The following is a 23,175-nucleotide window of genomic DNA, read 5'->3' as shown; positions in this document are numbered from 1 at the left end:
ACTAGTTTTTTTGATAGACTGAAATACGTTCTTGATTGTGTGTGCCTGTTTCAATTTCATCGACCACAGCAATTGCATAATCCGCATAACTGATATAACTTGCTCCTTCGGCATTTGCTGTAAATTCTTCTCCCGCTAATGCGTATTCGCCAGTTCGACTTCCTTCTGCTTGGAAATCAGCTGCTGGACTAATATAAACCCACTGTACATCGTCTCTTTTTCTCAATTCATCCAAAGCAATCGACATTTGTTCAGCTAATGGGAAAAACATTTCTGGAAAATCCGACGTATCTTTTAATTGAATCTTATGAGCAGCATCCATATACAGGCTACCTGCGCCCCCTACCACTATTAAACGGGTTTTCGTATGGCTTAAAACATCGGCTAAATGGATTAATGATGTTGTATGTTCGTTTAATTTTTCTGGATTCCAAACACCAAAAGCATCCACAACTGCATCAAATCCTTGTAAGTCCTCAGCTGTTAGTTCATAAAGATCTTTTTTCAATTCATGTTGTGCCTTTGTTTGATTGTCATGACGAACAACGGCAGTTACTTCAAATCCTCGATTAACTGCTTCTGTCACTACTTGGCTTCCTGTTTTTCCATTTGCTGCAATAACGGCAATTTTCATCTACTATTCCTCCAATAAAATTGTATTTTTTATTTCCTAACGTTATAATAACTCTAATAGTTACTAAAAGAAAGTAAGCACTTTGAAGTAACCTAGTTACTTTTCAGAAACTATTTTGAAAGGACGCTAAAAAATTATGGAAAAAAATTTACCTAACTGCCCTGTAGAAACCACGCTCCTACTTATAAGTAACCGTTGGAAAGTGTTAATTTTACGAGATTTAATGGATGGAAAAAAACGATTTGGTGAATTAAAAAAATCAGTAGACGGTATCTCACAAAAAGTACTAACAACCAATTTACGTTCAATGGAAGAACAAGGCTTAGTTTCCAGACAAGTATTTGCAGAAGTTCCTCCCCGTGTTGAATATGAACTTACACAAACGGGTTATAGTTTGCAGTCAGTTTTAGATAGCTTGTCTGACTGGGGCAGTAATTATCAAAGACAGTGCCAAAAAAATTAAGGCCCTGTCTATTTTTTATACTCTCGATAATAAAAAATCGCTAGTTGCGTACGGTCTCTAACAGCCACTTTATCGAGGAGTTGGCTGATATAGTTTCTGACTGTGCCTTCACTTAAAAAAAGCATTTGCGCAATTTCTTTATTATTTCTACCATTAGCAATTTGTATTAAAATATCTTCTTCTCTGTCTGTTAATTCAATAGATGACTTTCTTTCAGACGTTTCTTTTAAAATTGCGGATAATTTTCCGATCACTTCCGTACCAAAAACAGATTGCCCACTCATGACTGCTTGAATTGCAGGTACAATTGTTGCTAAATTTTGCTTAATGAGGTACCCTTTGACACCTATCTGAAGTGCTTCACTGATATATTCTTCATCAGAAAAAGTCGTTAATAACAAAATTTTGGCTTGCGGGTCAGCGTTTAAAATTAATTTAGCCGCATCAATTCCTGTTTTTTCTCCCATACGAATATCCATTAATACAACATCTGGCTGTATTTCTTGATAGAAACAAACAGCTTCTTCAGCAGAATGTCCCGTTTTAGGCACCTCAATCTCTTGAGTACTTTCCAGAATGGTTTTGAGCGATTCGGTCACTAAACGGTCATCATCAATCACCACCACACGAATCATGTTGTTCCCTCCTTAGGCAATATAATTGTTATCATAAATCCAGCATTACTGGCATTAATATGCAACTGACCACCAATTTCTTTTACTCGTTGTTGCATGCTTACCAAGCCTAAGCCTTTTGACATTTTATTCGTAACTTTTTGGCCATTATCTTTGATTCGGAAACGATAAAACGCTGGTAGGTCAGTTTCTTCAATAATAATGTGTGTGGCATTACTATGTTTCATGACGTTAGCTAAAGCTTCTTTAGTCACCAGTAACAGAACTCGGCTTTGTTGATTTGTTAATTGTTTCGATAAATTCCCTTGAATCGTAATTGGACAAAACTGAAACGCTTCTACTAACCGTTGCAAATTCTCTTGAAAGCCTAGCGAAGACTCATGCAAATCATGGACACTTTCGCGAACTTTATCCATCCCTGTATGAATGGTCTCTTTTAAAGAATGCAGTGGTTTTTTCAAGTCGTCCTCTTGAGCTAAGACTTCTAACGCCCCCATTTGTATAATAGCACTTGATAACAAATGACCCACATTGTCATGAATATCACGAGCAATACGATTACGTTCTTCCGCAATTTCTAATTGAATCATCGCTTGTTGCGTTGCTTGCAATTCTTCGTTTTTTTGTCGTAGAAGTTGTTCTTGCTCCCAGCTATCATCTTGTAAAACTAAATGATTTTGCATCAATTTCTCTTTATCCAAACAAATGGCATTAAAGAAATAAACGAAAATAAGCATGGTAATTACAAAGATTTTGGCAATTCCGCTATCTGCTATTAAAAAAACGGAACCACTACATAACACTAGCCAGGGTATTCCCAATAAGTGTGAACGATTCACCATACACCATGCTCCAGGTAAAAAATAGCTAAATTCTGGCCATTTAAAGCTCAAAAGATAGAACAGAGCCAGAGTCAAACCATGACCAAGCCAATTTTGTGATAGCAAAGTAGGTACTAATAAGATTACACTCACTAATAAAAATAAAACATCTATCGGTTGGAAATGTTCATAACTTAAAAATAAAAAACTAATAATTTGTAAAAAGAGATACAGCCCCCATACATTTCGATTATTCATACTATCCTCCTAAGAGATGACATTTGTCATATTCATTTTAGCATGTAGACACTGTTCCTTCTATGTTATTTCCTTTATAGTTACAGTAAAAAGAAAAGGAGTTTTTGCTGATGATTATCGAAATTCAAAATCTAGTCAAACGCTACGGCGATTTCGTTGCTCTCAATCATTTTAACTTGTCGGTAAAGCAAGGCACCATTTTAGGCTTATTAGGGCCCAATGGTAGTGGAAAATCAACAGCGATTCATTGTATGCTAAGTCTCTTAACCTATGATCGGGGGACCGTTAAATTATTCGATGAAGACATGAATCCTACCAAATATGATATCAAACGACGAATTGGAATTGTCCCTCAAGAAATTGCCGTATTCGCTGAATTATCGGTTGTTGAAAATATTGATTATTACTGTGGACTTTATGTGAAAGATAAAAAACAACGAAAACAATATGTCGAAGAAGTTATTCAATTAGTGGGCTTAGAAAAGTTCAAAAAATTTCATCCGCATCAGTTAAGTGGTGGGTTAAAAAGGCGTTTAAATATTGCTTGTGGTATTTCCCATAAACCAGAATTAATTTTTTTGGATGAGCCTACAGTTGCCGTTGATCCTCAAAGCCGCAACAAGATTCTTAGTAGTATTAAAGAATTAAATCATCAAGGCGCTACGATTGTTTATACGACACATTATATGGAAGAAGTTGAAATTCTTTGTGATCGCGTTGTAATTATCGATCAAGGTCAAGTAATTGCAGAAGGCACAAAAGAAGAGTTAAAAAATATGATTCGGACTGGCGAAAAGCTATTATTAGAAATCCCTTCGTTATCGCAACAACAAAAAACAGCTCTCGCAGCTATTCCTGGTGTACTAGACGTTGATTACGATCAAGTGACCTTAACATTAAATGTTGCCAACACCAAAGACACCCTTTTACCCATCTTAACTTATTTGGAAAATGAACAAGTTCCTTATGCAAATTTACACACGCAAGAAGCTACATTGAACGATGTTTTCTTAGAAATTACTGGAAAAGAATTACGAGACTAGGGAGGTGATTGCATGTTTTGGCATTTGTTTTACTATCGCTTAAAAATACTCATTACAAATTTACCACTTATTTTTTGGACGATGGTTTTTCCTATTTTATTAGGCTTACTTTTTATGGCTGCTTTTAGTAACTTAGATCAAGCAAATTTGCTCAATCAATCTGCTATCGGGATTGTCAGCGAAGAAGATACTTCTGAATTTGAAACTATGCTTAACTCCTTACAAACCGACGAGGGTGAATTATTCACCGTTTCGCATCTTTCAAAACAAGAAGCAACGACACAATTAACGAATGATAAAATAATCGGTTATTATGAATTTGATAAAGCAGACATTCAATTATTTATCAATCAAAATCATATAGAACAAACTGTTCTATCCGAATTTTTAAGTCAATACTTACAAATTCAAGACAAAGTTACTGTCTTGTTAAATGCAGGTGTGAATCCAGAAGAAATTCATGCACAACTTGTAGCCAATGAGGATTTTATTACGGAATCTAAAGAACGTTCCTTTAGTCAAAGTAACTTCTATTTCTTCGCTTTACTTGGTATGACCATCTTAAATGGCTTCATTTGGGGGCTAGGCAATACCAATGATCAACAAGCGAATCAATCAGCAAATGGCATTCGAATTTGTCTCTCACCTCGCAATAAATTTGTCGTTTCTTTCGCTAATTTACTTGCTAGCTTTGTTTTATTTTATTTGCAATCTCTGGTAGTACTTGGTGTCTTCCACTTTATTTATCGGGTTGATTTTGGTAATAATTGGGGATGGATTTTCTTATTAATTGCGATTGGTTCATTGAATGCCTTGAGTTTTGGTACGTTAATGGGTAATTTTTCTTCTAAAATTTCATTTGACCAGAAAATTACGATTGGAACGACACTGACGATGGCGATGAGTTTTCTTGCCGGAATGATGGGTACCGAATCTATCAAATACTGGATTAGCCAAAATCTTCCATTACTAGGTAAAATTAATTTGGTGAATTTAATTAGTGAAGGATTTTATCAATTGTATTATTACCAATCTTTACAACCCTTTTATCATAACCTGTTGTGGTTAGCTGGATTTACTATCGTCTTCTTTCTGAGCAATGTCTATTTTGAAAGGAGAGTTTCTTATGATCATCTATAAAACGATTATTAAACTGTTAAAAGCAAATAAAGGCGCATTATTGTTAGGTATCGCGATTACGATGTTTATTACCTTTACTCAATCTGGACAAATCCGTGACGAACAAACGACCCTGCAAACAGCGAAAATTGTGATTCTATCCCAGGATGACTCACCACTCACACAATCTTTAATTGACTATTTAAAAGAAGAACAACGAGTCGTTACACTGGAAGATACTTCTCAACGGGCGTTAGATGATGCTCTTTATTTTGGAAAAACAGATTATATTTTGACAATTCCCGACTCTTTTACAACGTCTTTAACAAATGGTAAAAAACCACATGTAACGATTCAAACTAAACCCGGAACCTATACTAAAACCTTGGTTAATACAACAATCAATCAGTTTTTAAACACCTATTTACTTTATCAGAAAGCTCAACCTGCACTTTCTCAACAAACAGTGTTAGAGCAAACAACCCAGACATTAAGTCAAAAATCAACAGTGACATTAGATCCTACCTATACTCAAAAAGTGAATCAAAGTATCGGTGCTCGTTTTATTAATCTATTGGCTTACGGTTTGTTTTCAACTATTTTCTCTGCTTATGGTCTCGTTAATTTGGCCTTTAATCGACCAGAAGTAAAAATGAGAAACAGCTGTTCACCCGTTTCACGAAGAAGTTTTTCTCGAAAAATTTCTTTAGCTACAATTAGTTATTCCTTTCTCGCAACTATTGGTTTTAGTAGTTTTATTATCTATATTTCAAAATTAAGAGATCCTCAGATTATTGGTTTATTCAGTATCAGTATCTTTGCCTTCTTTTTAGCAATGGTTACTTTTTCAACACTAATCACAAATCTTGTTAAAAGTAGCGAAACTATCAGTGGTGTGAATAATGTGTTTATTCTTGGTAGTTGTTTTATTAGTGGTGTCTTTGTTCCGTCTGAATTTTTACCAGATATCGTCAATAAAATTGCGGCCTTTACTCCAACTTATTGGTTTGTGCAAAGTAATATGTTAATTGGCGAATCGATTACTTACAATCAGAAATTTTTTGAAGCAATCGGATTGAATCTTCTGGTATTATTTGCTTTTTCAGCAGTTTTTATGGTACTTAACTTAATGAATATGCGAGAAAAAAGTTTGACTTCACTTATCTCCCATAAACGAACCACACGCTAAACGAAAAAACTCCAAACTAGTGAGAAATAACGTCTATCCACAACCAAATAGTTGGTGGATGTCTTCTCATATAGTTTGGAGTTTTTTATTTGTATTGAAAGGTTACATTATTATTCGCCTTTTTTCCAAAAGTCAGTGATGGCACCTTTGGCTGAACTAGACACGATATGTGCATATTTACCAAGCGCTCCACGAGAATGCAATGGCGGAATCACTACTGTTTCACGACGTTTAGCTAATTCTTCATCAGAAACTTTCATGGTAAGTTCTTTGGTATCTTGGTCAACGACAACGATATCTCCCGTTTGTAGAAGTGAAATTGGTCCGCCATCTTGAGCTTCAGGAGCAATATGTCCTACAACCAAGCCATACGTTCCACCAGAGAAACGACCATCTGTTAATAAGGCAACTGTTTCGCCTTGTCCCTTCCCAACGATCATACTAGATAGAGACAACATCTCTGGCATACCAGGTCCACCTTTTGGTCCTACGTAACGTACCACAACTACATCTCCATCGACAATTTCATCAGTTAATACTGCTTGAATCGCTTCTTCTTCTGTATTAAATACTTTGGCAGGTCCTTCATGACGACGAACTTTTACCCCAGATACTTTCGCAACTGCGCCATCAGGAGCTAAGTTACCGTGAAGGACGATTAATGGACCATCTTTACGTTTTGGATTTTCTAATGGCATGATTACTTTTTGACCTTCTTTTAATGAAGGAACTTCTGCTAAGTTTTCAGCAATTGTTTTACCAGTTACCGTTAAGCAATCGCCATGTAAGAAACCATTCTCATATAGATATTTCATAACTGCTGGTACGCCACCAACTTCATATAAATCTTGGAATACATATTGTCCACTTGGTTTTAAGTCTGCTAAATGTGGTACTTTTTCTTGGAAATCATTAAAGTCATCTAAAGTTAAATCAACATTCGCTGCATGTGCCATTGCCATTAAGTGCAAAATTGCATTTGTTGAGCCACCTAATGCCATAACAACAGTAATTGCATTTTCAAATGATTTACGAGTCATGATATCTTTTGGATAAATTCCTTTTTCTAATAATTTTAAAACGGCTTCTCCAGCTGCTTCAACGTCACGTAATTTTTCTTCGGTTGTTGCTGGATGAGAAGAAGATCCCGGTAAACTCATGCCCATTGCTTCGATTGCAGATGCCATGGTATTTGCTGTATACATACCGCCACATCCACCAGGTCCAGGACACGCATTACATTCAATACGACGAACTTCTTCAGCAGTCATATCGTTATGGTTCCATTTACCAATCGCTTCAAATACTGATACTAAGTCAATATCTTTACCATCTAAATTTCCTGGTGCAATCGTACCTCCATAAACGAAGATAGAAGGGATTTCAGTGTTAGCAATGGCAATCATACAACCTGGCATGTTTTTATCACAGCCGCCAATTGCAACAAAGGCATCACAGTTATGACCACTAATCGCCGTTTCAACTGAATCTGCAATAATATCACGTGAAGGTAGCGAATAACGCATACCTGGTGTTCCCATCGCAATCCCATCGGCAACTGTAATCGTGCCAAATTGTACTGGCCAACCACCAGCGGTAATAACTCCTTTGCGTGCTAATTTTCCTAAATCATGGAGATGAATATTACAAGGAGTGTTTTCTGCCCATGTACTAATAACGCCTACTATTGGTTTTTTAAATTCCTCATCGTTCATTCCTGTTGCTCGTAGCATAGCACGGTTCGGTGACTTGACCATACTATCATACACATTACTTCTAATTCTAATATCTTTTTTTTCTTCACTAGACACGTTAAAACGCTCCTTTCGAGATGCTCTCTAATGGTTTTATTATATTCTAACATAAATATTAAATTCTACTATAAATAAAGTAAAAAAACAATGAATAATTTACTTGCCAAAAATAGATTTTCATGAAAAAATAAGCATTGTATTAAATTTTCAAAATCGAAAGGAATAATCGTTATGCGAGAAGACATTAAAATAAACGACCACGCTGCAATTATCGGCGACAAAATCATTGAACAACTTCAAACTGTCCATGATCATGAGATTGGATTAGATATTTATAATTTAGGTTTCATTTATGAAATTAATTTAGACGAAAGTGGACACTGTGAAGTCGTTGTAACATTTACAGGAATTGGTTGTGACTGTATTGAAGCAGTCCCTGAAGAAATCAAATGGGCACTAATGCAGCTTGATGAAATCAATGACGTTACAGTTAAGATTGTTTGGTCTCCTGCTTGGAAAATGACTCGTATCAGCCGGTTCGGTCGTATTGCTCTAGGTATTAATCCTAAATAAAAAAACAGATTGAGAAAATTCTCAATCTGTTTTTTTAACGAATCTCCAACAATTGTAACGTCCGTTCATCATATTTCCCATCAAAAAATTTATCCAATACTTCTTGAAAAAGCGAATCATCATCCACTAAAGCAAAAAGTGTCATCGAAGAATGTAGTTTACGATCATCTGGTTTGCCAAAAATTTCTCTAGCAGATGCAATTTGTGGTAATAAGGCTCTGGTAATTTCTTTTAAATTTTTTCCGAGTAGTGGATGGTTCAAAAAGGCAACTGCTTCTGGTAAAGAAGCCATTCCGTAATACTCGGCCATCGTACTTTTTCCGAGGCCTTTTAATTGTGGAAAAATATACCACATCCAATGGCTCTGTTTTTTCCCATTTTGGATTTCTGACAAGGCATTAGCATAGTCTTCCTGATGCTTCGTAACAAACCGATTCAAATTGTACGTATCAGACATCTTCTTTCCTCCTTCGTATGAAACAAAAAAACCTAGAAAACTTGAATATTCAAGCATCCTAGGTTTAAAATCATTGACAATGATTATTTTACAGTTACAGAAGCGCCAACTTCTTCTAAAGTAGCTTTTAATGCTTCAGCTTCGTCTTTAGATACGCCTTCTTTAACAGCTGATGGAGCACCATCAACTACAGCTTTAGCTTCTTTCAAGCCTAAGCCAGTTGCTTCACGAACTGCTTTGATAACTTTAACTTTTTGATCGCCAGCTGCAGTTAATTCAACAGTAAATTCTGTTTGTTCTTCTTCAGCAGCGCCACCAGCAGCAGCTACAGCTACAGGAGCAGCAGCAGATACGCCAAATTCTTCTTCGATAGCTTTAACTAAGTCGTTTAATTCTAAGATTGTCGCGCCTTTTAGCTCTTCGACAATGTTTTCAATGTTCAATGCCATTTTTGTTTTCCTCCATTATAGGTAAGTTTTATAGTTTAATTAATTGTGGATCATGCGGCAATTAAGCTGCATCTCCGTCTTCTTTTTCTGCGACTGCATTGATAGCGTAAGCCACGTTGCGGACTGGCGCTTGTAATACAGATAAAAGCATAGATAAAAGACCTTCGCGGTTTGGCAATTTCGCCAATGCAGTAATTTCTTCCAATGAAGATACTTTGCCTTCGATGATACCGCCTTTGATTTCTAATGCTTTTGCGTCTTTCGCAAATTCATCGATGATTTTCGCAGGTGCGACTACATCGTCGTTACTGAAAGCGACTGCTGTTGGGCCAGTGAATACTTCATTCATGCCTTCTAGACCAGCTGCTTCAGCGGCACGTGAAAGGATAGAGTTTTTGATAACTTTCATTTCCACGTTAGCTTCACGCAATTGTTTACGTAAACGAGTTACTTCATCAACAGTTAATCCACGGTAGTCTACAACTACTACAGAAGCTGCTGCTTTGAATTTTTCACTCACTTCTTCAACAATCGCTGCTTTTTTAGCGATAGCTGCTTCACTCATTATTTAAATTCACCTCCTGGTTTTGATGGAAGAGTTTTTCTTCTCAAAAGACAATAAAAAACTCTATGCCACCGTAGACATAGAGGGACAATTGAAGTTTCTCAATAAAGTCCTCGGTAGGAATTATGACTGACGTCACCTACTGTCTTCGGTACAGTTAATTATTAACCTCAAACACCTTACCATAAGAAAGGTGTTTGAGTCAACTATTTTTATTTATTTTCTAATTTTTTAGAAAGAAGCTGAATCTACATGTACACCAGGACCAAACGTAGTTGTCACTGTAATGTTTTTCATGTAAGTTCCTTTAGCTGCTGATGGTTTAGCTTTCACTAATACATCATGGATAGTTTTAAAATTTTCAACAAGTTTTTCGTTGTCGAATGATACTTTACCGATTGGAACATGAATGTTTCCGTTACGGTCTACACGGTAAGTTACTTTACCAGCTTTTACTTCGTTAATTGCTTTAGTAACGTCCATTGTAACAGTACCAGTTTTAGGGTTAGGCATTAAACCTTTAGGGCCTAATACGCGTCCTAATTTACCAACTTCAGCCATCATATCAGGTGTTGCTACTACAACGTCAAAGTCGAACCAGCCACCTTGAATTTTTTGAGCTAAGTCAGCTTCGCCTACGTAATCAGCTCCAGCAGCTTCTGCTTCTTTTGCTTTTTCGCCTTTAGCGAATACTAAAACTTTTTGAGTTTTACCAGTTCCGTTTGGTAGAACCACCGCGCCACGGATTTGTTGATCCGCTTTTTTAGGGTCTACATTTAGACGGTAAGCAACTTCAACAGTTGCGTCGAATTTTGCAATATTTGTGTCTTTTGCTAATGCTACTGCTTCTTCAACTGAGTAAGCTTTTGTTGCATCAACTTTTTTTAATGCATCTTGCATTTTTTTGCTTTTTTTAGCCATTTTGTGTTTCCTCCTTGATGTGGTTATAACGGTAGAACCTCCCACGTGTTCTCTATCTTTCAATACAGAGCCAACTGAGAAGCTACTTCCTTAGGTTTCAGTGCAAAAATTATTCTACAGTGATTCCCATGCTTCGTGCAGTTCCTTCAACCATGCGCATAGCTGCTTCAACGCTAGCTGCGTTTAGGTCTTCCATTTTCAACTCAGCGATTTCTTTGATTTGATCGCTAGTAACTTTAGCAACTTTATTTTTGTTTGGTTCACCTGAACCTTTGTCAATTTTTGCAGCTTTTTTCAATAATACTGCTGCTGGCGGTGTTTTTGTAACGAATGTGAATGAACGGTCTTCGTATACAGAAATAACAACCGGAATAATTAAACCTGCTTGATCAGCTGTACGAGCGTTGAATTCTTTCGTGAATCCCATAATGTTCACACCCGCTTGACCTAATGCAGGACCTACTGGTGGAGCTGGTGTTGCTTTACCTGCAGGAATTTGCAATTTAACTAGTTTTTCTACTTTTTTTGCCACGAGACATACCTCCTTGAGTCCGTGATGTGGTTAATTGGAGATCCAAATTTCTCCTCCCACTTGTTTCAGCGCACACAAAACAATGCGTCTTAATGCACACTTGAACATTATAGCAAAGACCTAAAAAATAGCAAGGATTTTGATGCACTTTTTTCATTTTTTTCATAGAGACTTTCTTTTTTATTTTTCGAAGCATATACTAAATACAAAAAGAGGTGCTACATGAAACGATTATTTTTAATAGTAAGTTTATTTTTGTTGTCTGCTTGTAGCCAAAAAATGCCCACCGCTACAGTATCTTCTATTGAAGAAACACAAACAACCTCCAGTGTTGAAACAAAAACCGCAACCCCTACCCTATTTATTCATGGTTACGCGGGGGGACCTTCTTCATTTGGACACTTAATCCAACGTATGGAAGACAATCAAATCGCTAAAAAAGAAATGATTTTAACCATTACCAGTGAAGGAACGGTTGAAGTTGAGGGAGAATTATCAGGAAAAGAAACAAATCCGATGATTCAAGTCTTATTCGAAGATAATGAAAGCCATGAATGGAACCAAGCGGAATGGATTCGAATAGCCTTAGCCTATTTAAAAGAAACTTATGCTATTGAGCGTGTTAATTTAGTTGGCCATTCAATGGGTGGTGTTAGTAGTCTACGTTATTTAGGAACTTATGGCAGTGATATGTCCGTGCCTCAGGTGGAAAAATTTTCGGCGATTGGTGCGCCATTTAATGATTTTATCGATACTAGCAGTATTCAGACAATCGATGATTTATTGGAAAATGGACCTACGGAATTTTCCACACGTTATCAAGATTATCAAGCGATGATGGCAACGATGCCTCAATTTTCTACCCAACTCATTGGTGGTCAACTTAGCGAGACTGATTTTAGTGATGGGACCGTTCCTTTAACTAGTGCATTAGCGGTTTATTCGTTATTGAAAGAACAGCAAACGTCTGTTGATTACACCGTCATTACAACAAATGCGCAACACAGTCAATTGCATGAAAATACCGAAGTCGATCAATTGTTGCAACAATTTCTATGGAATGATTAATAATTAGGAGGGAAAAAATGTCTGTCATTGTTTTAGGTAGTTTAAATATGGATATTGTCATGAAAACCAATCAGTTACCTGTGATTGGCGAAACCTTATTAGGAGAGCATGTTGACTATTTTATTGGTGGAAAAGGTGCCAATCAAGCTGTTGCGGCAGCACGCACGAATACTGCGACAACTTTAATTGGGCAAGTCGGTACAGATGCTTTCGGTGAAAAAATTTTAACAGTATTAAAACGAGAAAATCTACATTTACAAGTGACTCAAACAGCAATCCCCACAGGAATTGCAGCGATTTTCAAATTACCAAACGATAATGCGATCGTGGTTCTGCCAGGAGCAAATGCTGATTTTACAATTGATGCGAAAGCGACAAATGCTTGGGATGATGCATCTATTTTTCTGACACAATTAGAAATTTCTTTAGCTACGGTTCAAGAAGGCCTGCAATTAGCTAAAGCAAAAGGCTTAACTACGATTGTTAATCCTGCGCCTTTTCATTCGGCTATTGTCGAGATGTTGCCTCTAATTGATATCATTACACCCAATGAAACCGAATTCGCCCAATTAATCGGGCAAGAATTAACTTCTGACAAAGAGTTAGAAGCAGCGATGTTAACGTGGAGTGCTCAACATGCCACACGTTTAATTGTTACACGTGGCAGTCAGGGAACGTCATTTGTAGCCGACAATGCTATCCAAACAGTGCCCGCATTATCAGTTGCAGTCGTCGATACAACGGGAGCGGGCGATACCTTTAACGGTTTATTCGCAGCTGAATTAGCAACAGGAAGCACTTTCGCTCAAGCTGTTCGCTTTGCTACGATTGGTGCCTCTTTATCTGTACAAAAATTAGGCGCTCAAAGTGGTATGCCGTCTCGAGAAACAATTCTTCAACATATGTAACATAAAAAGGCAAGTTTCTCCAATGAGAAACTTGCCTTTTGTGTTTGTTTACGCACGAATTATCTCTTCTGGTTTTTTTGAAGAGATAAAAATCATTTAATTTTGAGTTTTCATTGTAGCACAGTCCCACTATAAAAGAAATATTTTTCAAAATAGTAGCAAAATAGTTTCATGAAAACGAAATTTTTTACGATTGTTTTGCTAGAATTTTTTCTGTTAAGCGTTTAGCAGTTGGTGTAACAGCTAAACCGCCTTCTGCTGTTTCACGAAAAGTAGCTGGCATTTGGCGTCCTACTTGATACATCGCTTCAACAACTTCATCTGGTGGAATCACACTTTCAATCCCTGCTAACGCCATATCTGCTGAAATGAACGCTTGCGAAGACCCTAGCGCATTTCTTTTCACACAGGGTACTTCTACTAAACCTGCTACTGGATCACAAATGAGCCCCATCATATTCTTTAGCGTAATCGCAACAGCCTGTGCGGATTGATGGGCGTTTCCACCTTTTGCTGCCACTAAAGCAGCGGATGCCATAGCACTGGCTGAACCTACTTCTGCTTGACAGCCACCTTCTGCACCCGATATTGACGCATTATTCGCCATCACTAACCCAAATGCACCGGCAGTAAATAAGAAATCTAATTGTTGTTGACGAGACATCATTAATTTTTCACGACACGCCATCAACACTCCTGGCACAACACCGGCGCTTCCAGCAGTTGGCGTTGCACAAATCAACCCCATTTTAGCATTGACTTCATTGACGGCAATGGCATTCCGAACTGCCATTAAAATAGTTTCACCGCTTAAAAAGTCCCCTGCTTCAATATACGCATTCATTTTAGGAGAATCGCCACCAGTTAGTCCCGTAACAGAAGTAACACCAGCTACCCCCTCTTCCACAGAACGCTCCATCACTTGTAAATTGCGTTCCATTAATTCGATGATTTGTTCACGTGTCCGTCCAGACATTTCAATTTCTGTCACAATCATTAACTCTGCAACAGACGGATACTCATAACTTTGTTGCACTAATTCTTCAATTGAAAAAAACATGGTTTTGCTCCTTTATCCAAAATATGAGGCATTATAAATAGAATCCAAGGCACGAATCTGTTCTAAAATTGCTTCATTACGTTCATCTACTTCAATAATCATAATCGCTTTTTCACCTTTTGACTCACGTGTAACTGTCATGGTTCCGATATTAACCCCCGCACTTGATAACAACTGACTAACTTTAGCAATCATCCCTGGCACATCTTGATGCACAATGATAAAAGTCGGTACACCTAAAGAAAGAGATAGCTTAAAGCCATTTAATTCAGAAATTTGGATATTGCCACCACCGATTGATTTTCCAGTAACGGTTAATTTGCGATCACCTTTCGTAATTTTCATTTGGACCATATTCGGATGCTCTGCTTTTTCTTGTTTTGGTACAAATAATACTTCCATGCCATTCTCATGGGCAATTTTTAATGAATCAGCTAACTGGGGATCATCGGGTTCCATACCCAATAACCCACCCACTAACGCAATATCTGTTCCATGTCCACGATACGTTTTTGCAAATGATTCATATAAATAAATATCTACGGTATCTGGTTGTTCACCAAAAATTTTACGGACAACCTTGCCAATTCGTGCTGCACCTGCTGTATGCGAGCTACTCGGGCCAACCATGATGGGCCCAATAATATCAAAGACACTGCGATATTTTAATTGTTCCATGTTTCCACCTCATCTATTTCATTGAAATTAAGCCGCAAATTCGATTAACGAGGCATAACATCTGCTGGAATAGCAGATTGATACCCTTTGTTGCCGACTGTTTGTTTGTGCTCTTTTTTTGCTTGTTCAATTAATTCTGGTTTTGTTAATAAATCATACGCTGTGGTTGCAATAACTTTACCCGCTGCAAGCAATCCTTTATGTGCAACAGATGATTTCCCATTAGCCACCCATTGCCAACAATGTGGTGGTGTTCCCTGAGGTTCACAGCCAATAAATACTTGTGCTGTGGGACACACCCAGCTGACATCTCCTACATCAGTTGAACCCGATGTTGCTTCTGAAAAAGCTAATGGCTGAATCTGTTCGCTCACAGGTAATGAACCTAAATATTCCGCTTCCTCTTCAGATAACTTTGGATCAATCGTTTTTGCTCGTGCAATTAATGCTGCTTTAGCAGGTTCTGTTAAGGTGTCGTAATACCGTTTCGCGTATGCTTGATCTTCTTTCGTTAAATCAAGCGAACCATATTGCTCCAAATTTTCTTGCATAACAGTTGTCACTGCTTGATTAGGCAAATAGTTATAACAAGCTGAATCAAAAACCATTTCTAATTCTGTTTCAGTCATTAAGGCCGCTCCTTGCGCAATTTTATTGACGCGTTGATAAATTTCATGTGCTTGTTCAATTTTTGGGGCCCGAATAAAATAATACAAACTAGCTGACGGCTGTACAACGTTCGCTGATTCGCCTCCCGCATCCATAAAGGCATAATGAACACGTCCTTCATCAATGATATGCTCACGTAAAAATTGGATGCCGATATTCATCAACTCAGCCGCATCTAATGCACTACGGCCATGTTCAGGAGCGGCGGCGGCATGGGCAGAAATCCCTTTAAAATTATAATATATTTGATAGACAGCTAAACTACTGATCGCCCATGCTCCACTAATATCCATTGGGTGCCAAGATAACGCCACATCGACTTCATCAAACAAGCCATCTCTTGCCATAAAGGCTTTTCCATATCCACTTTCTTCTGCAGGGCAACCAAATAATTTAATGGTACCTGACAATTGATTTTCTTCCATATAATCTTTAATACCTACTGCACCCGCTAATGCACCTGTACCTAATAAATTATGACCACAACCATGGCCATTGCCACCTTGCACTTCGGGTTTTGGCTCAGCTAAATCAGCGACTTGACTCAAATTACCTAATGCATCGTATTCTGCTAAAATGCCAATCACCGGTTTACCTGAACCATACGTTGCCACAAAGCAATGTTCCATATTGGCTAAACCTTTTTCAATTGAAAAGCCTTCTTCTGCCAACACTTCATAAAATGGCTGTACAGATTTTTCTACAGCGAATCGTGTTTCTGGCGTTCCCCAGATTGTATCTGCTGCATTTGTAAATAGTTGTTTTTTTTCTTCAATTAATTCACTAATTCGTTCTTTTGCTTCGACCATTATTCTGCTCCTTTGTTCAATCCAAAGACAACTGTTAATCCACATAATACACTTGCTAACGCCATAAAGCCAAATGACATGGTAAATGAACCACCACCTATTTTAATCAGCTGACCTAATATTAAGGGTGCTAAGAAACCACCTAATGTTCCACCAGTATTAATAATGCCAATTGAAGAACCGATAATAGACGCATCCATCAGCTTATGTGGTAGGGTAAAAATTGCTGTAAACGCACTAACAGAAATCATACTGACTAAAATTAACGCCACCATCGATAAAATCAAATTTGTTGATAAAACAAATCCTATTACTAAACCAGCTGATAAAAGAGTAGCACTTAATATAAAGATTCGCTCTTTGCCCAAAAATAATTTGGATAGCAAGACACCTGCAAACATCGTAGCAATTGTTTGAAAAATCGCATTAAATGCTAATAAATAGCCAATTTGTGTAATCGATAGTCCAAATTTTTGTGCTAAAATAGTTGGCAACCATGACATATTTCCGTAAAGCAAAAAGTTTAATAATAACATCGCTACAAATAATACAATTACGTTTCGATCTGAAATAACTTGAGAAAAAGGAATTTTTTTACTACTTACTGTGACATTACTCGTTGCATCTTTTGGTACAAAAATACCTACTAAAATCATAGACACGAGAAATAGTCCCCCTAAACCGAGATAGCCGTAACGCCAATTAGCATTAATCAAATTGGTTCCTAATGTAAAAGCTAAAATTCCTCCAATACCAGAAGTTGATAAGATAATCGATTGAATAAATGTTCTTTTATCTGGTTGAAAATTACTTGCTACAGCTTTCGTCACACTGGGTGGATAACCACCATGACCAATTCCTGCAAAAAAGCGAATTGCTACAAATAACATTAAGCTACTCACCGCACCAAAAGCAAATGAAAATAAAGAAATAACACCTAAAGAAAGCATCAATACTTTTTTTGCCCCGATTTTGTCTGCTAACCACCCTCCAGGAATTTGCATCAACGAATAACCTAAAAAGAAAAAGGACATGATTAAACCTGTTTGACCAGCATCTAAATTGAAGTCTTGAGCCATGGGGATAACGGCTGTAGAAATCATACTTTTATCCATATAAACCATTGAATAACCTGCCATTAATGCCAATACGATTCCTAAACTACTTTTTTTCTCCACGGTTTGATTCATCGTTTTTTCTACTTCCATCGTTTCACTTCCTCCGTTTCTATTCTGATACTTCATTTTACAGAAAACGTATCCAACGATATAAGTTCTTTTTTATTATTTTAAGCCTTTTTTTATACGTTAATTTATTCACAATAAAACATATCATAAAAAAAGCCGTCACTTTTCAATCGAAAGTGAACGGCTTAAAGCATAATAGGCGACACGCATTAAACGAAAGCGCTTCTTTGATGGCAGATTCTTCCGTCATTTCTTTAATTTCTGCTTCAAAACGCAGCATAATTTTCTTTTTCAAATACGCAACCATTTCTTCATCCATTTCGGACAGCCCACCTAAGCGAAGCCAATCATTATAAATTCCCCCATGGTCTTTATCTAACGAATAACTTTTTACTAAATAAGTCATGGGTTTGATCGCTTGCATAGTTAAAACAAGTTCAATTGCTTGATACTGTAAATAATTCGCATTAATCGACATGGTAGGATTAATATAGGAAGGATTTGTTAATAAAACGCGTAGTTCATCACCTTTTTTACAAACAAAAACTTGCTCATTTTGATAGATAATCTCTCCTTGTAGTTTATCTAATAATTGAAGTGCTAGATAGACCGGTCGCTTCAATGAATAGACCAAATACAAAGACAAGCTATTGCCTTGTTTCTTAGGATAATAAGATTCACTATTTAACCAAACACTGATACCATCTACTTTATTTGCCAATCCGAACCACTCTTTCATAAACAGCGCCGCTCGGAAAAAGGTACCTGCAAAAATTTCCCCTTCACCTACTAAGGTATCCCAATCCGTTAAATAAATTTCTCCTGTTAAATGATACGTGGATAATAACTGTTGTAGCAGCTGCAAATTGTGCTTTTGATAATCTTGAATAGATAATTGCTCTTCATTTCCCACTACTGCAGTTGGATTAGCATGATAGCTAAAAAAGGTTATCGAAAAAGCTTCGGAAACGAGATGAGAAAAAAACTTTGCTGTTGACTGATACCTTTCAGGAAAATATAAATCTCCTACACACAGACCGATTTTAGCCTGTGATAGCTGTGCGTTAAGTTCTTGATAAAAACGTTTAAACCAGTAATTCTGATCAGAATTACTCGTAATAGTCCATTCAAAATACCATTTTGAGAGTTCTTTCGTTCCGAATTTTTTCACCAATTGACGGATAAATAAACATTGCTGCTGATACCAGGCTGCCACTTCATCTTCTAATGTAGGTAGCTCAAAAACAATTATCGGGGTTTTCCCTTGCTTCATAATATATTCAAACAATAGATTATTCTGCTGATAATCTGAAAAAACGGTTAAATATTCGGTCCCTCTTTGCTCATAACAAAAACCATCGACTCGAATAAAATCAAACATTAGTTCATTTAAAGCTTCTGCTAGATCATTTTGACATTCTGCTCTTAACCAATTCGTCGCTTTTCCCATATTTAATATTCGTTTGGGTGAAACAAAAGGATTGGTGGGTTCTGCTAAAGAAAAAGTATGCTGTCGTTCTTTTTTTATTTCGAATTCATCACTATCGTTCTCAATCAAATATTTCGCTAACACATCTATGGTCGTTTCTCGATCCAATACACTCCATTGCTCTTTTGCTTTCGGTTGTTCTACCGCATGTTTTTGCATACGAAACTGTTTAGGAGTCATTCCGTAACGTTCTTTAAATGATTTATGGAATGATTTACTACTTGAAAACCCATTGTTTAGTGCCACCTTTAAAACAGATGTCGTACTATAACGCAATTCTTCTGCCGCATGTTCCAAACGAATAGCCTTAACATACTCTCGAAAAACGACGCCCGTTTCATCTTTAAATTTTTTTGATAGATAATTATAAGACAAATACGATTCTTTGGCTAATTGCTCTAATGACAACGGTTGAGTATACTCGCGTTTCACCGTTTCAACGATAACCTGAATATCTTCATTGATAATTTCTTTTAACGGTTGATCTTCTTGTTGGAACTGGCTACGTAAATAAGCAAGCAATGTAAAAAATTTCTCACAAATTATAAATTCTTGGTTTTCTGTTGGATTAAAATAGGTACTGACTAATGCCATCAAATGGGCCCGTATTTTCGCAAATTGACGATCTTGGTAAACTGGATGTTCTGAAGCCATCGTATTACAAATAAAAACTGGTACCCACTGTATTCCAAATTGTCGCTCAATTTCTTTGCGATGAATTTCTAAAACTACGACAAGTGATTCCTCTTTAAAAGAAATTTCACAGGACTCAAACGCATTGATAATCAGTAAATCTTCTGCTCGCATCGTATAGTCTAATCCATTTTTACGTACGACTATTTCTCCATGTAAACCTAATAAAAGTTTGATAGTATCTTCTTTTTTCACTACCCAATAATGTCCTTTAACTAACTTTACTGTAAAAGGAAACGTTGCTGTCGACATTTTCTCACCCTATTCCAAGTCGTTTTCTTTAAGCATAGCGAAATTTAAACAAGAAAAAAAGAGCAAATATTACTTTGCTCTTGAGAATTAATCAATCGTGTCGACTTGTTCAAAGTCTAATTCTGTACTTGTTTCACGACCAAACATATTGATATTTACTTTTAGTTTTTCTTTTTCAGCATCTACTTCAGTAACATGTCCTTCTAAACCAGCGAAGGCCCCTTCAATAATTTTGACAGTGTCGCCTACTTGTACTTCTAAATCAACTGAACGTGTACTCATACCTAATGAGCGCAAGATTGAATTGATTTCTTCTTGTAATAATGGTGCTGGTTTACTACCTGCGCCATGTGAGCCTACAAATCCTGTTACGCCTGGTGTATTACGAACAACATACCATGATTCATCTGTCATCATCATCTCAACTAATACATAACCTGGGAAAGTTTTATGAACGATTTCTTTTTCTTTTCCATTTTTTACTTCTACTTCTGTTTCTTCTGGAACGACTACACGAAAAATAAAATCACCCATACCCATGCTTTGTGCACGAGATTCAATATTTGCTTTTACTCTGTTTTCATAACCTGAATATGTGTGCAGTACGTACCAACTTTTTTCAAAAGACTCCATTATTTTGGCTCCCTATCTTTTTATAAATTGAACCCCTGAAATTATCGGGTGGGATTCAACCCGAATAGTGTTCGAACAAATCAGTTATTTGTTTTCACGGAAAAATAAAAAAACCCCAGATGCTTCCGAAGTTTTCCACTCATCACACAGTATAACACCCTTAGGCTAATTTCGCTAGTCTGACATTATCAAACAATTAGTTTAGAATCCAACTAAATACGGATTGGATGCCTGTATCCATAAGATAAAATAAAGCCGCAAAAATCAATGACGTTTCAATAACTACGATTACGTCTTTACGTAATTTTTTTCCTGTTGGCCAAGTAACTTTTTTCATTTCGTCTTTGACGCTACGTAAAAAATTCATGATGTTCCTCCTATTTCGTTTCTCTATGTAGTGTATATTGATTACAATATTTACAGAATTTATTAATTTCTAAGCGTTCGCCTTTTTTGCCTTCACTGACTGATTTTGTGTAGTTACGAGAACCACAAACAGAACATGCTAACGCTGCTTTTTTTCCAGCCATTCCTTTGCCTCCTGCTCATTTTTCAAAATGATTTCATACTTAGTAAAGTTACCATGATTTTTAAATACTGTCAATTCTCCGACTAGTTTTCTGTGGTTTTGTGGTATGATAAGATTGTCAAAAAATCTCAAATGGAGGAAGAAAAATGTTATTAAAAACAATGGTATATAAAAAACAAAATTTAACAACAGTCAGCGAAACAAACACGCTTGCAGAAGCACTAGAAATTTTAGAAGACTCTGGTTATCGTTGCGTGCCAATTTTAGATGAATCATCCAAGATTTTCCGTGGAAATATCTACAAAATGCACATTTATCGCCATAAAGCAAACGGCGGCGATATGAATTTGCCCGTTACGCATCTTTTAAAAAATGCGACTAAATTCATTCATGTAACTGATTCATTCTTTCATGTGTTCTTTACCATTAAAGAATTACCTTATATTGCCGTCTTAGATCACGACAATCAATTCTATGGTATTTTAACACATAGCTCGTTATTAAATATGCTTGCTCAATCGTGGAGTATTGAAGATGGTAGTTATGTTTTAACTATTGCTTCTACTGGCAAACAAGGCGACCTTGCTGCCATCTCTAAGATTATTTCGAAGTATAGTAATATTGCCAGCTGCATCACATTGGATGTAGGAAAAGATGAATTTATTCGCCGCACGTTAATCACTTTACCTGCTGGAACCACTCTTGAATTACGCGATAAAATTATCGCACAACTAGAAAACAAACAATTTAAAGTTGTGGAAATTGAAGATTTAAATCCTTAATCCAAAAGGTCATTTCTCCTCAATGCTTGAGGAGAAATGACCTTTTTATTGACTTTTTTTATAAAAAAATTTAAGATATAAGCTATTGTGTTTTATATACCGCGGTTCATCAACCATCCCGCGTAATCAAAACTCGGAGAAAGAAGGAAAAACAATGTCAACTCATCGCAACAACAAGTTATATCTTATTAGTGTCAACGCCATTATTATGGGATTATATGTCGTCTTAAGCTTTATTTTACCTTTTTCATCAGGTGCTATTCAGTTTCGTTTATCTGAAAGCTTAAATCATTTAGTCGTATTCAATCGTAAATTAATGTGGGGCGTTTTTGGTGGTGTTCTCGTCTACAATTTATTTTTCGGCTTTGGTATTCTCGATGTTCTTTTTGGTGGTGGTCAAACGTTATTAGCCTTAACCCTGACTGCCCTTTTACAAAACATCATTAAAAACGTAAAGCTACGAATGGTTTTAAACACCTTGTTCTTTACAGCGAGTATGTTTTTAATTGCTTTAATGTTAAATATTACTTTAGACCTACCATTTTGGCCAACTTATGGTACAACAGCTTTAAGCGAATTAATCATCATGACTATTTCAGCACCAGTTATGTATTATATTAATAGTAAGCTACACTTTGCTGAAAAAGTGTAGTTCATGAGACAAAACAGTATGTTTTGTCTTTTTTTATAAAAAAAAAGCCTTGGATTAGGCTTTATGAAAATTATTTAAAGAAACTTGTCGTGCCTCTTTTTGCTTCTTAAATGTTCTTTTTTGTCGTTTAGAAGTTAATAAAAGTATTAACAACAATAAAGCATAAGCAATAAAAATAATTAACTGCAACATAAAAAAAAGAACGCTAATCCATGGAGCAAGCGATAACTGCAAAATATTTTGTAATACATATTGAACACCCAACAACATCATCGATAAACTAATAAGATGATAATATTTCATTCATTCACTTCCCTTAGCAATGAATTATAGCAGATTGAAGTAATCCTTGT

27 protein-coding genes and 1 other annotated feature are annotated in these 23,175 nt (G+C 36.5%); of the genes, 9 read left to right on the top strand and 18 right to left on the bottom strand.

Going from position 1 to position 23,175, the window contains the following annotated elements; genetic code table 11:
• Position 1 precedes the first annotated feature (1 nt).
• Positions 2 to 634, bottom strand: a complete 633-nt coding sequence (locus AC4BC7_RS15910) for an SDR family oxidoreductase (RefSeq protein ID WP_207941638.1) — start codon at positions 632 to 634, stop codon at positions 2 to 4.
• A 136-nt stretch (positions 635 to 770) separates the two neighbouring features.
• On the opposite strand from AC4BC7_RS15910, the gene AC4BC7_RS15905 reads away from it, so the two are divergent.
• On the top strand, positions 771 to 1,097 hold the full coding sequence (locus AC4BC7_RS15905; RefSeq protein WP_490503365.1) for a winged helix-turn-helix transcriptional regulator: 327 nt from the start codon (positions 771 to 773) through the stop codon (positions 1,095 to 1,097).
• 8 nt (positions 1,098 to 1,105) lie between these two features.
• Here the strand turns inward: AC4BC7_RS15905 and AC4BC7_RS15900 are convergent, their stop codons facing one another.
• Together AC4BC7_RS15900 and AC4BC7_RS15895 are read right to left on the bottom strand one after the other, a co-directional pair.
• On the bottom strand, positions 1,106 to 1,732 hold the full coding sequence (locus tag AC4BC7_RS15900) for a response regulator transcription factor (protein ID WP_490503364.1): 627 nt from the start codon (positions 1,730 to 1,732) through the stop codon (positions 1,106 to 1,108).
• Entirely contained in the window at positions 1,729 to 2,811 is a 1,083-nt protein-coding gene (locus AC4BC7_RS15895) for a sensor histidine kinase (protein ID WP_207941635.1), read from the bottom strand. The genes AC4BC7_RS15900 and AC4BC7_RS15895 overlap by 4 nt, the downstream gene beginning before the upstream one ends.
• A gap of 110 nt (positions 2,812 to 2,921) precedes the next feature.
• On the opposite strand from AC4BC7_RS15895, the gene AC4BC7_RS15890 reads away from it, so the two are divergent.
• Genes AC4BC7_RS15890 through AC4BC7_RS15880 form a run of 3 tightly spaced genes read left to right on the top strand, consistent with a single transcriptional unit; the run spans position 2,922 to position 6,162 of the window.
• Entirely contained in the window at positions 2,922 to 3,854 is a 933-nt protein-coding gene (locus AC4BC7_RS15890) for an ABC transporter ATP-binding protein (RefSeq protein ID WP_207941634.1), read from the top strand.
• Positions 3,855 to 3,866: 12 nt separating this feature from the next.
• Positions 3,867 to 4,994, top strand: coding sequence for an ABC transporter permease (locus AC4BC7_RS15885; protein WP_490503363.1), 1,128 nt, complete (start codon positions 3,867 to 3,869; stop codon positions 4,992 to 4,994).
• Positions 4,981 to 6,162, top strand: coding sequence for an ABC transporter permease (locus AC4BC7_RS15880; RefSeq protein WP_207941632.1), 1,182 nt, complete (start codon positions 4,981 to 4,983; stop codon positions 6,160 to 6,162). Before AC4BC7_RS15885 ends, AC4BC7_RS15880 begins: the two co-directional genes overlap by 14 nt.
• Positions 6,163 to 6,272: 110 nt before the next feature.
• Here the strand turns inward: AC4BC7_RS15880 and ilvD are convergent, their stop codons facing one another.
• Positions 6,273 to 7,919, bottom strand: a complete 1,647-nt coding sequence (ilvD, locus tag AC4BC7_RS15875; RefSeq protein ID WP_243430637.1) for a dihydroxy-acid dehydratase — start codon at positions 7,917 to 7,919, stop codon at positions 6,273 to 6,275.
• A 228-nt stretch (positions 7,920 to 8,147) separates the two neighbouring features.
• On the opposite strand from ilvD, the gene AC4BC7_RS15870 reads away from it, so the two are divergent.
• The gene (locus tag AC4BC7_RS15870; protein ID WP_490503362.1) at positions 8,148 to 8,489 is read left to right on the top strand and encodes a metal-sulfur cluster assembly factor; all 342 of its coding nucleotides are present in this window, start codon (positions 8,148 to 8,150) and stop codon (positions 8,487 to 8,489) included.
• 34 nt (positions 8,490 to 8,523) lie between these two features.
• Here the strand turns inward: AC4BC7_RS15870 and AC4BC7_RS15865 are convergent, their stop codons facing one another.
• The 5 genes from AC4BC7_RS15865 to rplK form a co-directional block, all read right to left on the bottom strand.
• Positions 8,524 to 8,946 (bottom strand): DUF1810 domain-containing protein, encoded by a 423-nt coding sequence (locus AC4BC7_RS15865; protein WP_490503361.1) that lies wholly within the window; start codon positions 8,944 to 8,946, stop codon positions 8,524 to 8,526.
• Positions 8,947 to 9,029: 83 nt separating this feature from the next.
• Positions 9,030 to 9,395, bottom strand: coding sequence for a 50S ribosomal protein L7/L12 (gene rplL, locus AC4BC7_RS15860; protein ID WP_207941628.1), 366 nt, complete (start codon positions 9,393 to 9,395; stop codon positions 9,030 to 9,032).
• Between the two features lie 61 nt (positions 9,396 to 9,456).
• Entirely contained in the window at positions 9,457 to 9,960 is a 504-nt protein-coding gene (gene rplJ, locus AC4BC7_RS15855) for a 50S ribosomal protein L10 (protein WP_016175755.1), read from the bottom strand.
• Between the two features lie 45 nt (positions 9,961 to 10,005).
• Positions 10,006 to 10,130, bottom strand: a sequence feature (ribosomal protein L10 leader region).
• A 61-nt stretch (positions 10,131 to 10,191) separates the two neighbouring features.
• Positions 10,192 to 10,881, bottom strand: a complete 690-nt coding sequence (gene rplA / locus AC4BC7_RS15850) for a 50S ribosomal protein L1 (protein WP_207941627.1) — start codon at positions 10,879 to 10,881, stop codon at positions 10,192 to 10,194.
• A gap of 109 nt (positions 10,882 to 10,990) precedes the next feature.
• A complete protein-coding gene (gene rplK / locus AC4BC7_RS15845; RefSeq protein ID WP_207941626.1) occupies positions 10,991 to 11,413 on the bottom strand; it encodes a 50S ribosomal protein L11 in 423 nt (140 codons plus the stop codon).
• Between the two features lie 222 nt (positions 11,414 to 11,635).
• On the opposite strand from rplK, the gene AC4BC7_RS15840 reads away from it, so the two are divergent.
• Complete coding sequence (locus AC4BC7_RS15840) at positions 11,636 to 12,481, top strand: alpha/beta fold hydrolase (protein ID WP_490503360.1); 846 nt, start codon at positions 11,636 to 11,638, stop codon at positions 12,479 to 12,481.
• A 17-nt stretch (positions 12,482 to 12,498) separates the two neighbouring features.
• Positions 12,499 to 13,389 (top strand): ribokinase, encoded by an 891-nt coding sequence (locus tag AC4BC7_RS15835; RefSeq protein WP_490503359.1) that lies wholly within the window; start codon positions 12,499 to 12,501, stop codon positions 13,387 to 13,389.
• 187 nt (positions 13,390 to 13,576) lie between these two features.
• Here the strand turns inward: AC4BC7_RS15835 and sdaAA are convergent, their stop codons facing one another.
• The 8 genes from sdaAA to rpmG all read right to left on the bottom strand — a co-directional run bounded on the left by sdaAA (position 13,577) and on the right by rpmG (position 21,389).
• Positions 13,577 to 14,449, bottom strand: coding sequence for an L-serine ammonia-lyase, iron-sulfur-dependent, subunit alpha (sdaAA, locus tag AC4BC7_RS15830; protein WP_207941623.1), 873 nt, complete (start codon positions 14,447 to 14,449; stop codon positions 13,577 to 13,579).
• 12 nt (positions 14,450 to 14,461) lie between these two features.
• The gene (sdaAB, locus tag AC4BC7_RS15825) at positions 14,462 to 15,127 is read right to left on the bottom strand and encodes an L-serine ammonia-lyase, iron-sulfur-dependent subunit beta (RefSeq protein ID WP_207941622.1); all 666 of its coding nucleotides are present in this window, start codon (positions 15,125 to 15,127) and stop codon (positions 14,462 to 14,464) included.
• 44 nt (positions 15,128 to 15,171) lie between these two features.
• Complete coding sequence (locus AC4BC7_RS15820; protein WP_207941621.1) at positions 15,172 to 16,605, bottom strand: amidohydrolase; 1,434 nt, start codon at positions 16,603 to 16,605, stop codon at positions 15,172 to 15,174.
• A complete protein-coding gene (locus AC4BC7_RS15815; protein ID WP_490503358.1) occupies positions 16,605 to 17,813 on the bottom strand; it encodes an MFS transporter in 1,209 nt (402 codons plus the stop codon). The genes AC4BC7_RS15820 and AC4BC7_RS15815 overlap by 1 nt, the downstream gene beginning before the upstream one ends.
• A 145-nt stretch (positions 17,814 to 17,958) precedes the next feature.
• Positions 17,959 to 20,226, bottom strand: a complete 2,268-nt coding sequence (locus AC4BC7_RS15810) for a helix-turn-helix domain-containing protein (protein ID WP_490503357.1) — start codon at positions 20,224 to 20,226, stop codon at positions 17,959 to 17,961.
• Between the two features lie 87 nt (positions 20,227 to 20,313).
• Complete coding sequence (gene nusG, locus AC4BC7_RS15805; RefSeq protein WP_207941619.1) at positions 20,314 to 20,859, bottom strand: transcription termination/antitermination protein NusG; 546 nt, start codon at positions 20,857 to 20,859, stop codon at positions 20,314 to 20,316.
• A 196-nt stretch (positions 20,860 to 21,055) separates the two neighbouring features.
• Complete coding sequence (gene secE / locus AC4BC7_RS15800; protein WP_207941618.1) at positions 21,056 to 21,226, bottom strand: preprotein translocase subunit SecE; 171 nt, start codon at positions 21,224 to 21,226, stop codon at positions 21,056 to 21,058.
• A gap of 10 nt (positions 21,227 to 21,236) precedes the next feature.
• Positions 21,237 to 21,389 carry a 50S ribosomal protein L33 gene (gene rpmG / locus AC4BC7_RS15795; protein WP_207941617.1) on the bottom strand — a complete coding sequence of 51 codons (153 nt, stop codon included), beginning with the start codon at positions 21,387 to 21,389 and terminating at the stop codon, positions 21,237 to 21,239.
• Positions 21,390 to 21,534: 145 nt separating this feature from the next.
• Between rpmG and cbpA the strand changes: the two genes are divergently transcribed.
• On the top strand, positions 21,535 to 22,170 hold the full coding sequence (gene cbpA / locus AC4BC7_RS15790) for a cyclic di-AMP binding protein CbpA (RefSeq protein ID WP_207941616.1): 636 nt from the start codon (positions 21,535 to 21,537) through the stop codon (positions 22,168 to 22,170).
• A gap of 154 nt (positions 22,171 to 22,324) precedes the next feature.
• Positions 22,325 to 22,822 carry a QueT transporter family protein gene (locus AC4BC7_RS15785; protein ID WP_490503356.1) on the top strand — a complete coding sequence of 166 codons (498 nt, stop codon included), beginning with the start codon at positions 22,325 to 22,327 and terminating at the stop codon, positions 22,820 to 22,822.
• Between the two features lie 54 nt (positions 22,823 to 22,876).
• On the opposite strand, the gene AC4BC7_RS15780 is transcribed toward AC4BC7_RS15785, so the two are convergent.
• Positions 22,877 to 23,125 (bottom strand): hypothetical protein, encoded by a 249-nt coding sequence (locus tag AC4BC7_RS15780; RefSeq protein ID WP_207941614.1) that lies wholly within the window; start codon positions 23,123 to 23,125, stop codon positions 22,877 to 22,879.
• Positions 23,126 to 23,175 lie beyond the last annotated feature (50 nt).

The sequence above is a fragment of the Enterococcus sp. AMC1623 genome (assembly GCF_058216495.1).
This window is presented reverse-complemented; position numbering and strand designations above follow the sequence as displayed.